The organism is Altericroceibacterium indicum (genome assembly GCF_009828105.1).
Classification (GTDB): domain Bacteria; phylum Pseudomonadota; class Alphaproteobacteria; order Sphingomonadales; family Sphingomonadaceae; genus Altericroceibacterium; species Altericroceibacterium indicum.
Window position 1 is genome coordinate 212183 of sequence record NZ_WTYQ01000003.1, and the last position, 13372, is coordinate 225554.

At 56.4% G+C, this 13372-nt stretch carries 15 protein-coding genes and 1 tRNA gene; 7 read left to right on the forward strand and 9 right to left on the reverse strand.

The features are described 5' to 3' along the window. Window positions 1–63: 63 nt before the first annotated feature. The 4 genes from GRI39_RS09425 to GRI39_RS09440 all read left to right on the forward strand — a co-directional run bounded on the left by GRI39_RS09425 (window position 64) and on the right by GRI39_RS09440 (window position 4869). Complete coding sequence (locus GRI39_RS09425) at window positions 64–1173, forward strand: glycoside hydrolase family 43 protein (protein WP_425482332.1); 1110 nt, start codon at window positions 64–66, stop codon at window positions 1171–1173. Between the two features lie 24 nt (window positions 1174–1197). Continuing rightward, window positions 1198–2649 (forward strand): xylulokinase, encoded by a 1452-nt coding sequence (xylB, locus tag GRI39_RS09430; protein ID WP_160739455.1) that lies wholly within the window; start codon window positions 1198–1200, stop codon window positions 2647–2649. Beyond that, a complete protein-coding gene (xylA, locus tag GRI39_RS09435; RefSeq protein WP_160739456.1) occupies window positions 2646–3956 on the forward strand; it encodes a xylose isomerase in 1311 nt (436 codons plus the stop codon). The genes xylB and xylA overlap by 4 nt, the downstream gene beginning before the upstream one ends. Before the next feature lie 226 nt (window positions 3957–4182). Continuing rightward, window positions 4183–4869, forward strand: coding sequence for a phosphoribosylanthranilate isomerase (locus GRI39_RS09440; protein ID WP_160739457.1), 687 nt, complete (start codon window positions 4183–4185; stop codon window positions 4867–4869). 137 nt (window positions 4870–5006) lie between these two features. Here the strand turns inward: GRI39_RS09440 and GRI39_RS09445 are convergent. Further along, window positions 5007–5081, reverse strand: a tRNA-Gly gene (locus tag GRI39_RS09445). Between the two features lie 172 nt (window positions 5082–5253). On the opposite strand from GRI39_RS09445, the gene GRI39_RS09450 reads away from it, so the two are divergent. Both GRI39_RS09450 and GRI39_RS09455 read left to right on the forward strand, forming a co-directional pair. Beyond that, the gene (locus GRI39_RS09450) at window positions 5254–6171 is read left to right on the forward strand and encodes a tetratricopeptide repeat protein (RefSeq protein ID WP_160739458.1); all 918 of its coding nucleotides are present in this window, start codon (window positions 5254–5256) and stop codon (window positions 6169–6171) included. Next, complete coding sequence (locus GRI39_RS09455; RefSeq protein WP_160739459.1) at window positions 6171–6785, forward strand: LON peptidase substrate-binding domain-containing protein; 615 nt, start codon at window positions 6171–6173, stop codon at window positions 6783–6785. The genes GRI39_RS09450 and GRI39_RS09455 overlap by 1 nt, the downstream gene beginning before the upstream one ends. 11 nt (window positions 6786–6796) lie before the next feature. Here the strand turns inward: GRI39_RS09455 and GRI39_RS09460 are convergent, their stop codons facing one another. The 6 genes from GRI39_RS09460 to argB form a co-directional block, all read right to left on the reverse strand. Then, window positions 6797–7423 (reverse strand): MarC family protein, encoded by a 627-nt coding sequence (locus GRI39_RS09460; RefSeq protein WP_160739460.1) that lies wholly within the window; start codon window positions 7421–7423, stop codon window positions 6797–6799. Further along, on the reverse strand, window positions 7423–8124 hold the full coding sequence (locus GRI39_RS09465; RefSeq protein ID WP_160739461.1) for a hypothetical protein: 702 nt from the start codon (window positions 8122–8124) through the stop codon (window positions 7423–7425). The genes GRI39_RS09460 and GRI39_RS09465 overlap by 1 nt, the downstream gene beginning before the upstream one ends. Beyond that, on the reverse strand, window positions 8124–9020 hold the full coding sequence (gene folD / locus GRI39_RS09470; RefSeq protein WP_160739462.1) for a bifunctional methylenetetrahydrofolate dehydrogenase/methenyltetrahydrofolate cyclohydrolase FolD: 897 nt from the start codon (window positions 9018–9020) through the stop codon (window positions 8124–8126). Before folD ends, GRI39_RS09465 begins: the two co-directional genes overlap by 1 nt. Then, window positions 9017–9313, reverse strand: a complete 297-nt coding sequence (locus GRI39_RS09475) for a YggT family protein (RefSeq protein WP_160739463.1) — start codon at window positions 9311–9313, stop codon at window positions 9017–9019. Before GRI39_RS09475 ends, folD begins: the two co-directional genes overlap by 4 nt. A 72-nt stretch (window positions 9314–9385) precedes the next feature. Beyond that, window positions 9386–9910: a hypothetical protein gene (locus tag GRI39_RS09480; RefSeq protein ID WP_160739464.1), complete on the reverse strand. Its 525-nt coding sequence runs from the start codon at window positions 9908–9910 to the stop codon at window positions 9386–9388. Further along, a complete protein-coding gene (gene argB, locus GRI39_RS09485) occupies window positions 9910–10809 on the reverse strand; it encodes an acetylglutamate kinase (RefSeq protein WP_160739465.1) in 900 nt (299 codons plus the stop codon). Before argB ends, GRI39_RS09480 begins: the two co-directional genes overlap by 1 nt. Before the next feature lie 212 nt (window positions 10810–11021). On the opposite strand from argB, the gene GRI39_RS09490 reads away from it, so the two are divergent. Next, complete coding sequence (locus GRI39_RS09490; RefSeq protein WP_160739466.1) at window positions 11022–11462, forward strand: nuclear transport factor 2 family protein; 441 nt, start codon at window positions 11022–11024, stop codon at window positions 11460–11462. Window positions 11463–11502: 40 nt separating this feature from the next. Here GRI39_RS09490 and GRI39_RS09495 read toward each other — a convergent pair whose 3' ends face one another. Together GRI39_RS09495 and GRI39_RS09500 are read right to left on the reverse strand one after the other, a co-directional pair. Further along, window positions 11503–11748, reverse strand: coding sequence for a hypothetical protein (locus GRI39_RS09495; RefSeq protein WP_160739467.1), 246 nt, complete (start codon window positions 11746–11748; stop codon window positions 11503–11505). 407 nt (window positions 11749–12155) lie between these two features. Beyond that, a complete protein-coding gene (locus GRI39_RS09500; RefSeq protein ID WP_160739468.1) occupies window positions 12156–13214 on the reverse strand; it encodes a ribonucleotide-diphosphate reductase subunit beta in 1059 nt (352 codons plus the stop codon). Window positions 13215–13372 lie beyond the last annotated feature (158 nt).

A 13372-nucleotide genomic window follows, 5' to 3' on the forward strand; every position in this document is an offset into this window, starting at 1 on the left:
GTAATGGTAGCGCTATCTCGAAACAGTGGAAGGCAAAGACCTTCATTTGTGGAAGAGGACATTATGCGCAGGAAACGTTTTTCAAGCCGTACAGCAATGCTCGCCATCAGCGCATCACTGATGCTGGCTGGCTGCTCGCAAGGCGAGAAGGCCAGTGAGCCAGCAGCCAGCGAAACAGCAGCGACCGACAGTTCGAAATTTCTTTCCCAACCTTTGGTGACCGAAATCTTCACGGCGGACCCTTCCGCCCATGTCTTTGACGGCAAGCTCTACATCTACCCCAGTCATGACATTGACGCCGGAATCCCGGATGATGATCTGGGCAACCAATATGCCATGCGCGATTATCGCGTGCTGGAAATGGACAAGCCTGGCGGCAAAGTCACCATCGGCCCGGTGGCGCTGGATGTGGACGATGTTCCCTGGGCCGAAAAGAGCATGTGGGCGCCTGACGCCGCCTATAAGAACGGCACCTATTACCTCTACTTCCCGGCCAAGGATAAAGACGGCGTCTTCCATATTGGCGTGGCGACCAGCAAAGACCCGATGGGGCCATTCAAGGCCGACCCCGAGCCGATTGCTGGCAGCTATTCCATCGACCCCGCTGTCTTCACCGATACGGATAACGAGAGTTACATGTATTTCGGCGGTATCTGGGGTGGCCAGCTTCAGCGCTGGCACACCGGCAAATATGATGAATCAGCGGGTGAGACGGATCTGAAGCAGGATGACAAACCCGCTTTGATGCCAAAAGTCGCCAAAATGAGCGCGGATATGAAGAGCTTTGCCAGCCCGCCGCAGGATGTCGAAATCCTCGATCAGAATGGCAAGCCAGTGCTTGGCGGGGACCACGAGAAGCGCTTCTTTGAAGCCGCCTGGATGTATAAGCGTAATGGGAAATATTACTTCACCTATTCCACCGGTGACACGCATTTCCTCAATTACGCGATTGGGGACAGCCCGATGGGTCCGTTCACCTATGCCGGGCATATTCTGAAGCCGGTTCAGGGCTGGACCTCGCACCATTCCATCGTCGATTGGGATGGCAAGACCTGGCTGTTCTATCACGACACGCAGTTGAGCGGCAAAAATCACCTGCGCAACGTCAAGATGACGGAACTCACATTCAATCCCGATGGCACGATTCAGGAAATCGACCCGTTCAAGCATTGATCTCAGGCCGCAGGTAGACACACCATGTTTCTCGGTATCGATATCGGCACTTCCGGCGTCAAAGCGGTCGTGATCGATAATGCTGGCTCTGTGGCGGCCCAAGGGGTCGCCGCATTGACAGTCCAACGCCCTCACCCGCTGTGGTCTGAGCAGGACCCGGAAGCATGGTGGGCAGCTACCCATGCGGCCATCCGCTCCATCCCGCGCGATATCCGCCATTCGGTGCGTGCCATCGGCTTGGCCGGGCAAATGCACGGTGCCACTCTGCTGGGCGCAGATGACAAACCGCTGCGCCCTGCCATCTTGTGGAATGACGGACGCAGCCATGCAGAATGCACAGCGCTTGATGAAGCGACACCTGCTTTCCGCGAAACCGGCGGCAATATCGTCATGCCCGGCTTTACCGCGCCCAAGCTTGCATGGGTGCGGGAGCATGAACCGGAAATTTTTGCCGCAATCAAAACCGTGCTGCTGCCCAAGGATTATGTTCGCCTGAAAATGACCGGAGAGAAAATCTCCGACCTGTCAGACAGTGCCGGAACCTTGTGGCTTGATGTGGCCGGACGCTGCTGGTCCGATGAATTGCTGAGCGCCTGTGGGTTGAGCAAAAGCCAGATGCCAGCACTGGTGGAAGGCACTGAGAAGGCTGGCCTTCTGCGCGCTGACATCGCTGAATTGTGGGACATGGATCAGGTGCCGGTTGCAGGTGGCGGGGGCGACAATGCCGCTGGCGCTGCCGGTATTGGCGTGGTGGCCGATGGCGATGCGCTGATGTCGCTTGGTACATCAGGCGTGATCTTTGTGGCTAATAAGGAATTCCGCCCTAACCCGGCACGGGCCGTGCATGCCTTCTGCCATTGCCTGCCTGATCTGTGGCACCAGATGGCGGTTCACCTTTCGGCCGCCTCCTGCGTTGACTGGGCTGCCCGCCTGATCGGCGTCAAAGGCGCGGCGGATCTGTTCGCCTGCGCGGAACAAGCAGGGCCTGCCAATGGGCCGGAGATATTCCTGCCCTATCTCTCGGGCGAACGGACCCCGCATAATGACGCGCAGATCCGTGCCGGCTTCCTTCAGATGGACAATGACACCACGCCCGAACGGCTGGCCCAATCGGTGCTCGAAGGCGTGGCTTTTGCCCTGGCAGACGGGCTGGACGCCTTGCGCGGGGCTGGCACTGAAGTCTCCAGCCTCAGCGTGATCGGTGGCGGCGCCCGTTCATCCTATTGGGGCGAAACGCTTGCCGCTGCCCTCAATGTCGAGCTGGTTTACCTGCGCGGCGGAGAAGTCGGCCCGGCGATGGGCGCTGCCCGGCTTGCGCAGATTGCAGTTGATGGCGGCAGCCCGGCACAGGTCTGCGCTGCACCGCCCGTTTCCCACCGGATCGCCCCCGATCCAGACATTGCCGACAGGCTCGCCCCCAAGCGCGAAGCCTTCATTCAAGCCTATCCCCGTATCACTCCAAGGACGACCCTATGAGCAACCAATTCTTCGCTGATATCCCGACCATTCGCTACGAAGGGCCGGATAGCCATAATGAGCTGGCCTATCGCTTCTATGACAAGGATCGGGTCGTCATGGGCAAGCGGATGGAAGACCATCTGCGCTTTGCCGCCTGTTTCTGGCACACTTTCTGCTGGCCCGGCAGCGATGTGTTTGGTGGCGGCACATTCAACCGCCCATGGCATCGCGGCGCCAATGATGCAGCCGCCGCCCATGAAAAGCGCGAAACCGCATTTGAATTTTTCACCAAGCTCGATATTCCGTTTTACTGCTTCCACGACGTGGATGTGATGGCCGATGCGCAGAGTGTTTCGGAACATCGCTCCCACTTCGCAGAAGCGGTCGATCATCTCGAAGCCCTGCAAGGCACGAGCGGCCGCCGTCTGCTGTGGGGCACGGCCAATCTTTTCAGCCATCCACGCTTTGCGGCAGGTGCCGCCACCAGCCCGGACCCTGAAGTCTACGCCTTTGCCGCCATGCAGGTGCGTGATGCGCTCGAGGCGACGCACCGCCTCGGCGGGGCAAACTATGTGCTGTGGGGCGGCCGCGAAGGCTATGAAACGCTCGCCAACACCAATCTTGGCCGGGAAATGGACAATTTTGGCCGCTTCCTTGCCATGGTGGTGGAGCATAAGCACAAGATCGGCTTCGATGGCACGATCCTGATCGAACCCAAGCCGCACGAGCCGACCAAGCATCAATATGATTTTGATACCGCCACCGTCTATGGCTTCCTCAAGCGCTATGGCCTTGAAAACGAAGTCTGCGTGAATATCGAAGCCAACCACGCCACGCTGGGCGGCCATACATTTGAACATGAACTGGCCATGGCTTCGGCGCTGGGCATCTTCGGTTCCATCGATGCCAATCGCGGCGATCATCAAAATGGCTGGGACACCGACCAATTCCCCAATTCGGCCGAAGAAATGACTCTCGCCATGCTCGAAGTGCTGCGCGCCGGTGGCTTCACCAATGGCGGCTTCAATTTTGACGCCAAGGTGCGCCGTCAGTCTGTCGATGCGGCTGACCTGTTTTATGGCCATGTCGGCGGGATCGACACGGTGGCACGCGGATTGCTCAATGCTGCTGCCATCATCGAAGATGGCCGCATCGATCAGATCAGAAGCGAACGCTACGCTGGTTGGGACAATGATCTTGGCAAGAAGATCGGCACGCTTGATCTGGGCGGCATTGCCGACCTGGCCGAGAAAGAGGCGCTGAATCCCAAGCACCGTTCCGGTCAGCAGGAAAGAATCGAAAACCTCGTCAATCGCTTCTGCTGAAGGACGAGCAAACTCTCCTCTCGGGGAAACCTATCCCGGAAACAGGCTCCTCCTCCTTGTTTCCGGGAGCTTTCTAACGACAAACTGGGCAAGCCGCAGGTAACGGATCATTGCAATATTGGTCCGCAGCGCTGTCTGGCTGGTCTTGACTGATTTCAGCACGCTCCGGTACCGACTGCGGTCTTGCATATTGCTTTCCTCATGCGTTTCGAACACTAAATTCGGCATGAGAACTCGAATCAAAGTCTGCTGCATAGCATCACCGCAAGAAGCCCATTTGGCAGTCCAGGCCGGTGCCGATGCTCTGGGGCTGGTGGCACGTATGCCATCCGGCCCCGGCCCGATACCCGATACCATGATCGCTACCGTCACTGCGGTTGTACCGCCCCCTGTAGCCACATTCTTGCTGACATCGGAAACAACAGCGGAAGCCATTTCCGCTCATGTCCGCGCGACGAACCCAGCCACAGTTCAGGTCGTGTCACACATTGCCCCCGAAGAGTCAGAAAAGCTGGCAAGGCTGGAACCGCATGTGCGCCGCGTGCAGGTGATCCATGTCGAAGGGCCTGAAGCTCTGGACCTTATCCCGGCTTACGCACCCCACGTTCACGCCTTCCTGCTCGATTCCGGCAGACCCAATGCCGCGATTGCAGAGTTGGGTGGAACCGGACGCGCCCATGACTGGGAGGTCAGTGCGGCTTTCGTGCGATCCACCGAAAGGCCTGTGTTTCTGGCTGGGGGCTTGTCAGCCCGGAATGTCGCCGAAGCAATCCGTCAGGTTCGGCCCTACGGGCTGGACCTGTGCTCTGGTGTGCGGACAAATGGCCGACTCGATCCAGAGAAGCTGGCTGCCTTTATGATGGCTGTGAGCCAAACCGATGCTGCATTGGCCACGGCAAACGCCATCTCCTAAGGCCAGCACGACACTGAACCTGAAGAGTAGCTCTGGAGTGTTCAAAAGAACGCTCCAGCGGCGGCCCAAAGCAAACTTTTCCATGAGGATAAGGGCGACCCGAAGGTCGTTATTCTATCGATTTGCTTAAGGAAAAATGGAGCGGGCGAAGGGATTCGAACCCTCGACCCCAACCTTGGCAAGGTTGTGCTCTACCCCTGAGCTACGCCCGCTCACTGGCGTTTCCGGGAGAGTGTCCCGGTGGGGTGGACGGGCCTCTAGCAACGCCTCGCCAGTCCGACAAGAGGAAAGTTACATTCCCATCACATTTTCTTTCCACCCTTCACAAATTCGCCAGAAAGCCCACATTAGCAGCACGTCTTTTTACGCAACAGGAGCACCACCTTGGCGACCAATGCCCTCAGCATCGATGAACAGAAAGCGGTCGAACGGTTTCGCACGGATGTCGTCGAACCTTCTATGACCAAACTGGTCATCCTCGACTTCTGGGCCGAATGGTGTGGCCCCTGCAAGGCACTCACCCCGACATTGGAAAAAGTCGCGGCAGACTATGCCGATAAGGGCGTGGTTCTCGCCAAACTCAATGTGGATGAAGAGCCTTTCATTGCCGCGCAGTTTCAGGTCCGTTCCATCCCCACAGTCTACGCGATGTATCAGGGCCAACCGGTCGCCGATCTCACACAGGCACGAACCGAATCGCAATTAAAGCAGATGATCGACCAGATCCTCGAAAAGCTGCCGGTCCAGGGTGGTGACGATGCGGGCAGTCAGGCTCCTGATATTGATCAGCTTGTGGCCATGGCTGACCAGCTTGTTGCCGATGGTGATCCTGAACGCGCAGCCGCCGCTTTCATGCAGATCGCCAAGATGGCCCCTGACAATGCTTCTGTCCACTCAGGCCTCATTCGCGCACTTCTGGCCGCTGGCCATAAGGAAGAAGCCCAGACCGCTTTCGATGCGCTGCCTGATGACATGAAATCAGACCCGGCGATTGCACAGGCTGCCAGTGCGCTGGAACTGGCGGGTGATGATGTGGACGATAGCGAATTGCAGGCTCTGCGTGCAGCGGCAGCAGAACGGCCCGGCGATATGCAGGCGCAGTTCGATTTTGCCCAGGCCGCCTTTGCTGCGGGTGAACGGGACGAAGCAGCCGATACTCTGCTGCGCATGATCGAAAGCGATGCGGCGTGGGAAGAAGGTGCCGCCAAGGCCAAGCTGCTGCAGATCTTTGAAGCGGTAGGGCTTGAAGATCCGTGGGTCTCTGACAAACGGCGCAAACTTTCTCTGATATTGTTCGGCTGATGGCAGGAACGCGGCTCTCGATCTTTCCGCTTGGCGGCGCAGTCCTGTTTCCGGGGCTGCAACTGCCTTTGCACATCTTTGAGCCGCGTTACCGTGCCCTTGTAGGTGATGCTCTGGCGCGTGACCGGCGCATTGCGCTGATCCAGCCGCGTGCGCCCGGTGAACGTGCGCCCCTCTTCACCATCGGCACTGTCGGCCTGATTGACGAAGTCGAGGCGCTGGATGACGGGCGCTACAATATCGTGCTGGAAGGGGTGGCCCGCTTCCGCCTGCTGCGCGAACTGGATGTCACCACCGCCTTCCGGCAAGTGGAAGGGCAATTGATCGACGAACCCGCCGATGAATTTCTCAGCTCCATTGAACGCGCCAGCATTGAACAGGAAGCGCAGCGTTTTGCGGACCGGCAAGGTTATAGCGTGGATTGGGAGTCCGTCTCCCAGCTTGACGATCTGGCGCTGATCAACGGCATCAGCCAGATCGCGCCCTTTGATGCCGCAGCAAAGCAGGCGCTGCTCGAAGCAGACGGCCTTGGCACCCGCTGCGAGCTATTAATTCAACTGATGCAGTTCTTCGGCCGGAGCCACCCGGACGAAGGCCACGTTACTCTGCAATAGGCCGCAGAGCCTCAGCCAAAGCCGAAAGAGCCCTTCAGGCCATCTATCACATATTGTGACGCCAGAGCCGCCAGAAGCACCCCCAGAAGGCGAGTGATCACAGCCTCCACCTTGTCTCCGAACAAACGCATCAGTGGCGTCGCGGCTAACAGCGCCAGCAAGGTCAGACCAAGCACGGAAACCAACGCCGCAAGCACCGCCAGCATATGCGAATAGGTTGGAGCCTTGCTCATCAACAGCATAATCGATGCGATAGCGCCCGGACCTGCAAGCATCGGCATCGCCATCGGGAAAACCGACACGTCTTCAATATCCGGTGTCGCCATCACCTTTTCGGCGCGTTCTTCGCGGCGTTGTGTGCGTTTCTCAAACACCATTTCGAGCGCGATGACAAACAGCATGATGCCGCCTGCAATGCGGAATGAGTCCAGTTCAATATGAAGCGCAGCCAGCAGCCCGCGGCCAAAAAAGGCAAAACCAAACAGGATGGCCCCGGAAATCACAGTCGCCCGGATAGCCATGGAGCGCCGCTCATTCTCCGGCGCGTCCACGGTAAGGCCAGCATAAATCGGGGCGCAACCGGGAGGGTCAATAATCACGAACAGCGTCACAAAGGCGGAAAGGAAGAGTTCGAGCATTATCTGCCTCCTTGCGCCTGCATGGTCAGGACGTCCTCATCCTGCCCATTGCGTTTCATGGTCACGCTGAACTTTGTGTCATCACCGGTATGGCGCCAGCGATAGGATAGTGTGCGGTCATGAGAGACGCCTTCGCCCCCTGTCGCGGTCAGCTGATTCACAAGCGCCATAGCACTTTTGCCAGATTCCCGCTGGAAAGGCCCCGGCCTGTCACGCTTGGCACAATCGGCAACCTTGGCCTGGATAAAATCAGGAGCAAGCGGAGCTGTTGACTTGAGATTTTCCAGATGGACGGCCCATTTGAAGTCCCCCTTGGATTGGCGCTGCCAGACTGTCGCATATTCGCCGCTCGCACCATCCGCCTTGGTGATCGCGCCATAGGTTACGACCAGCGAACCATCGCAACTGGCCCATACGCTTTGCGGCACCCAAGAATCCGCTTTGGCATTATCTGCAGCCTTGCCCGATGCGGGAAAAGCTGTTCCGCCCATGCTGCTCAGCACAATTGCCCCGGAGGTTGCATATTTGCTTAGAGCATCCAATTGCCCCTTCTCCCGAGCGAGGCGCGCAAGAGCAAGGTCCGTTGCCAATACATTGCTGGGATTGGCGACCCGTTCATAAGAGCCGCCAACGCGCGGCCCGCCTGCACAGGCGCTGAGAGAACCTCCAAGCGCCATTACCAATGCGAGCCGCCGCCACATCATAGAGCGCCGTCAGCCAGTGCGATATTTTCACGGCGATAAGCCGAAACCATCGTATTGCGCAGAAGCACCGCAATCGTCATCGGGCCGACACCGCCCGGCACGGGTGTGATGGCACCGGCAACTTCACTGGCTTGCGCATAATCGACATCACCCACAAGGCGCGTCTTGCCTTCTTCGGCGCCCGCAACGCGGTTGATGCCCACATCGATGACGGTAGCTCCGGGCTTGATCCAATCACCCTTGACCATTTCTGGCCGTCCCACTGCGGCAACCACAATGTCAGCCTGCTTGACCACGGCAGGCAAGTCCTTGGTGCGGCTATGCGCGATAGTGACTGTGGCATTCGCATCGGTGAGCAATTGCGCCATCGGCTTGCCGACAATGTTGGAACGGCCAATCACCACAGCATTGAGACCAGACAGGTCTTTCCCAAGCTTATCCTGCAACAACATCAGGCAGCCGAGCGGCGTGCAAGGTACAAAGCCTTCTTGCCCCACCGATAAACGGCCAGCATTGATGATGTGAAAACCGTCCACATCCTTATCCGGGTCGATCGCGGAAATAACTGTCTGCTCATCCAGATGTTTGGGCAGCGGCAGTTGCACCAGAATCCCGTCAACCGCCGGATCATTGTTCAGCTTTTCAACCAGCGCCAGCAGTTCTTCTTCGCTCGCATCGTCATTGAGGCGGTGTTCATAGGAGTTCATGCCCGCGGCAACAGTCGCTTTGCCTTTGCTGCGAACATAGACCTGACTGGCAGGGTCTTCGCCGACAAGCACCACCGCGAGCCCCGCCTTGCGGCCAGCCTTGGCTTCAAACGCTGTGGCAAACTCGCCTATTTTATCCCGCAAACCCGCGGCAAATGCCTTCCCGTCAATGACCTGTGCACTCATGCAACACTCCCATACGCCAGATTTTGTAATATTATATTGAGGATATTCAGCCCGATGATCAGCACCAGAGGTGAGAAATCAATCGCGCCTGTATCTGGTAAAACGCGCCGAATGGGCCTTAGCATAGGGTCTAGCAGCGCATTCACGGCACGCCAGATGGCCAGCACAAAATCATTGCGCGTATTCACGACATTAAATGAGATCAGCAGGCTGAGAATAAATTGCACGATCACCAGAATGATGATGATGCTGATCAGATAGCCGACGATTTGAGAGAGGGTGAGCAATATCACTGCAGGGGCCTTTCCTTGGTCTTGCCGTGGCCTAGCCGACCAAGGGGTAGTGTATCAACAGGGCAATACAGATCACTTATCAAAGGTGAGCTGGCGAACCCGCCAATCGAGCTGCTCTTCAGTGGCGCCAGGCACATCATTGACCCGGCTGAGCGTGATTGAGCCCTTACGATTCATTTTTCCACTATCAGCAGTCAGAGCGACCGGAACCGTGTAATAAAGGGTGCCAGCAGCCCCTTCCGTCTCGCCATCACCAAAGCTGATCTTCACATCAGGGTAATCACCAATCTGCTCTTCCAGCAGGGCACCGGTCATTTCCGCTTCAGAACGCCATGCGAGCGCAGCATCCGCCAGCCGGTGCTGCGCCACGGCCTGGCTGATATAGGCGAGCACTCGGCGTGGGTTGTCCCGCTCCTGCAACGCATCGCTTGAAAGTGGGGCCGTGGTATCCACGTCATCCTCATCACTCACGACCGGTTCAGGCGTGGAACTATCCAGTTCCGCCGCGACCTGATCCGTTTCATCCGAAGCAGGCTGCTGAGATGAACATGCTGCCAATGCGAGGGCGGCACATGGAATGACAAGAAAGAGGCGCATTATTCGGCCTTTACCAATGTCCCCGCACCGCGCGAGGTGAAGAATTCCAGCAACATGGCATGAGGCACACGGCCATCCAGCACAACGGCTGCATCACAGCCAGCTTCTACTGCCGCCACACATGTTTCAAGCTTCGGAATCATTCCGCCGCTGATCGTGCCATCATCGCGCAGCTTCGCAATGCCAGCAGGGGTCAGGTCGGTCAGCAATTGCTTCTGCTTGTCGAGCACGCCGGGAACATCAGTCAGCAGGAACAGCCGCGCCGCGCCTAGCGCTGCAGCGATAGCACCTGCCATCGTGTCCGCATTAATGTTGTACGTATGGCCATCCTCACCGGCACCAATAGGCGCAACGATAGGAATCATTCCGGCATCGCTCGCCACTTTGAGAATGGTGGTATCGATCTTGGATGGCTCACCGACAAAACCCAGATCGACCGCCTGTTCGATATTGCTATCCGGGTCGCGGGTCGTGCGCTGCACCTTGGTGGCCGTTACCAGGCCGCCATCCTTGCCGGAAATGCCCAGTGCCTTGCCGCCGGCTCCCATGATCCAGCCAACCAGTTCTTTGTTGATGGCACCGGAAAGCACCATTTCAGCAATTTCAGCCGTTGCCTTATCGGTCACGCGCAAGCCGTCAATAAATTGGCTTTCAACCCCAAGCTTCTTGAGCATTGCCCCGATTTGCGGGCCTCCGCCATGAACCACAACCGGGTTGATACCAACCGCTTTCAACAGCACGATATCCTGCGCGAAATCCTTGGCTGCAGCAGGGTCACCCATGGCGTGCCCACCATATTTGACGACAAAGGTGCGGCCAGCATATCGCTGGAAATAGGGCAAAGCCTCAATCAGCGTTTCCGCTTTATTCAGCGTCCCCTTGCTCTCACCCATGCTCATCGTGCCAATAACTCCTTACGCGGCATTTGGGTGTTGCCTTAGCGATTCGCTCTTCCAACTGCAAAGCTTTGCACGCGCGAGTTCTCATCCTTCGTACATTTCATATTATTGCCCTCAAGCTCAATGACGGCAATTGATTTTCAAAACCAGTAAGGCCATATCTGGTCCAACAAGCTACATAAATTTCAGAGCGTCTTTTCAGGAATTTCGAGATGAACGATTTTGCGGCTCGCCTCCAAGCCGCCTATGAAGCGTGGAACAAAAGTGGCGGGCGCACGCCTGATCGTTTCATGGCGCTGGTAACCCCTGATGTCGAATTTCGATCCATCCTTGACACAACGCTGCCCAATGTCTCTCTCGCAGGGCCATATCGGGGTAAGGCAGGCCTGTTCCACTATTTCGCCAAAATGGCTGAAAACTGGGAATTAATCGAAACTCAAACCACCAATATCGTAGTAGGCGAAAAACACGTTGTCTGGCTTGGCCATGAAACGTGGCGCAACCTTCAGACATTGAGAAAGTTTGACAACCCCAAGGTTCAGGTTTGGGAAATCGACATGGAAACCAAGCTCGCCAGCACTGTCTTCAATATGGTGGACACATATGGATTTGCTGACGCTGTAGGGGTGCTGGCCTCACCGGAACTTGGCTAGGCTATGCCTTGGAGGCAGGCCAGCACCTTCCATCCGCATGTTATTGCGCGGTCGGCGCATTGCTTTGTGCGGCTGGTGCCGTTTCAACAGGATAGTTTTCGAGCGTGTTCTGACGCTCAGCATCGCTCGCTGCTGCAGGCACATTCTGATCAGTGACTTCTTCGACCGGAGTCGTCGGGTCTGCAATCCAGATGATAGCCAACACGGCAAAGAGAACGATCAACGCCAGCCAGAGCCATTTGGCATTTGATTTTGACGGTGCTTCGCTGTCGATAGGTTCAGCCATAGGTCTCTCCTGTTGCACTAAGCTGTTGCATAGTAATTACGCGGCACAAGTGGTCCTGTTCCAAAATCAGTCCAGGCTGCGTTAATGAAGCAGGAGAATGACCCGTTGAGATGATGTATAATTTCATTCCAGCGAATAGAGAAACATCTGGTCGCTTATATAAACCGATCAAACTTATAGAAGCGGAACCGTTCATCCACTGTTTCTTTTAAACCTGTGATGAAGCCTGTGCCGCCCCAATGCACTGATGTGCCACGGATGCGGCTCAAGTGAAGTCCCTTATCTGTTGAACCGGTTTCCTCCCTCCCCGGTTCGGCCCTCCCCAACTAAAAAGGCGGCGGTTTTTAAAAACCGCCGCCTTCTTTATATGTCACGGCTCATGCCGATAACGTTGATGGAGTGGCTGCTTACTCAGCCGCAACACCGGCATTGTCACCGAAAAGACCAGGGCCATCATCATCAACCGCCTCATCTTCGTCATTCGCATTGGCCTTACGGCGCGAATCAAAGCTCGACCAGACATCGTTCCAATTGCCGCGTGTGGCAGCCTTGGAATATTCCGTGGAGCGCGCCTCGAAGAAGTTGGCATGTTCCACGCCATTAAGCAGCGGCGTCAACCAGGGCAGAGGATGCTCTTCAATCAGGAACATCGGTTCAAGACCAAGCTGGTTAAGGCGCCAATCAGCGATATAGCGGATGTAGCGCTTGATATCCTTGGCCGTCATGCCGGGGACAGGCCCCATTTCAAACGCCAGATCAATAAACGCATCTTCCAGCCGCACTGTGGTGTGGCACTGATCGTAAATATCTTCCTTCACCGATTTGGTGAGGCAATCACGCTCTTTCGTGAAAGCATGGAAAAGACGGGTAATACCTTCACAGTGCAGCGATTCATCGCGCACAGACCAACTAACGATCTGCCCCATGCCCTTCATCTTGTTATAGCGCGGGAAGTTCATCAGCATGGCAAAGCTGGCGAAAAGCTGCACACCTTCGGTGAAACCGCCAAACATCGCCAGCGTACGGGCAATATCTTCATCGCTATCAACGCCGAACTGCTGCAAATAATCGTGCTTATCCTTGAGTTCTGAATATTCAAGGAAAGCACCATATTCGCTTTCAGGCATACCGATCGTATCAAGCAAATGGCTGTAAGCGGCGATGTGGATCGTTTCCATGTTGGAAAACGCTGCCAGCATCATCTTCACTTCCGTGGGCTTGAACACCCGGCCATATTTTTCGTGATAGCAATCCTGCACTTCGACGTCGGCCTGAGTGAAGAAGCGGAAGATTTGTGTCAGCAGATTACGCTCATGGTCAGCGAGGTTCTGCGCCCAATCGCGGCAGTCTTCGCCAAGCGGCACTTCTTCGGGCAGCCAGTGAACTTGCTGCTGCTTTTTCCAATATTCATAGGCCCACGGATATTCGAAGGGTTTGTAGGTCTTGCGGGCTTCGAGCAACGACATCTTGTGCCTCCGTGAGTGATAAGGCAGCCTATATAGACATATCCTCACAAAACTTCGACTGCTTTATCTGGCATTGGTGGGGATAAAAAACCAAAACCCCCTATTGCGATTTGAAAATCGCCCGTCCCTCCGCGATTCATTGCTGCGGAACAGGAGCA

Excerpts from the sequence above, each read along its gene's own strand:
- GRI39_RS09490 (WP_160739466.1), top strand. The coding sequence starts at position 11,022 with ATGAACGATTTTGCGGCTCGCCTCCAAGCCGCCTATGAAGCGTGGAAC.
- argB (WP_160739465.1), bottom strand. The coding sequence starts at position 10,809 with ATGAGCATGGGTGAGAGCAAGGGGACGCTGAATAAAGCGGAAACGCTG.
- GRI39_RS09500 (WP_160739468.1), bottom strand. The coding sequence starts at position 13,214 with ATGTCGTTGCTCGAAGCCCGCAAGACCTACAAACCCTTCGAATATCCG.
- xylB (WP_160739455.1), top strand. The coding sequence starts at position 1,198 with ATGTTTCTCGGTATCGATATCGGCACTTCCGGCGTCAAAGCGGTCGTG.
- GRI39_RS09440 (WP_160739457.1), top strand. The coding sequence starts at position 4,183 with ATGAGAACTCGAATCAAAGTCTGCTGCATAGCATCACCGCAAGAAGCC.
- GRI39_RS09455 (WP_160739459.1), top strand. The coding sequence starts at position 6,171 with ATGGCAGGAACGCGGCTCTCGATCTTTCCGCTTGGCGGCGCAGTCCTG.
- xylA (WP_160739456.1), top strand. The coding sequence starts at position 2,646 with ATGAGCAACCAATTCTTCGCTGATATCCCGACCATTCGCTACGAAGGG.
- GRI39_RS09495 (WP_160739467.1), bottom strand. The coding sequence starts at position 11,748 with ATGGCTGAACCTATCGACAGCGAAGCACCGTCAAAATCAAATGCCAAA.
- GRI39_RS09465 (WP_160739461.1), bottom strand. The coding sequence starts at position 8,124 with ATGTGGCGGCGGCTCGCATTGGTAATGGCGCTTGGAGGTTCTCTCAGC.
- GRI39_RS09480 (WP_160739464.1), bottom strand. The coding sequence starts at position 9,910 with ATGCGCCTCTTTCTTGTCATTCCATGTGCCGCCCTCGCATTGGCAGCA.
- GRI39_RS09460 (WP_160739460.1), bottom strand. The coding sequence starts at position 7,423 with ATGCTCGAACTCTTCCTTTCCGCCTTTGTGACGCTGTTCGTGATTATT.
- folD (WP_160739462.1), bottom strand. The coding sequence starts at position 9,020 with ATGAGTGCACAGGTCATTGACGGGAAGGCATTTGCCGCGGGTTTGCGG.
- GRI39_RS09425 (WP_425482332.1), top strand. The coding sequence starts at position 64 with ATGCGCAGGAAACGTTTTTCAAGCCGTACAGCAATGCTCGCCATCAGC.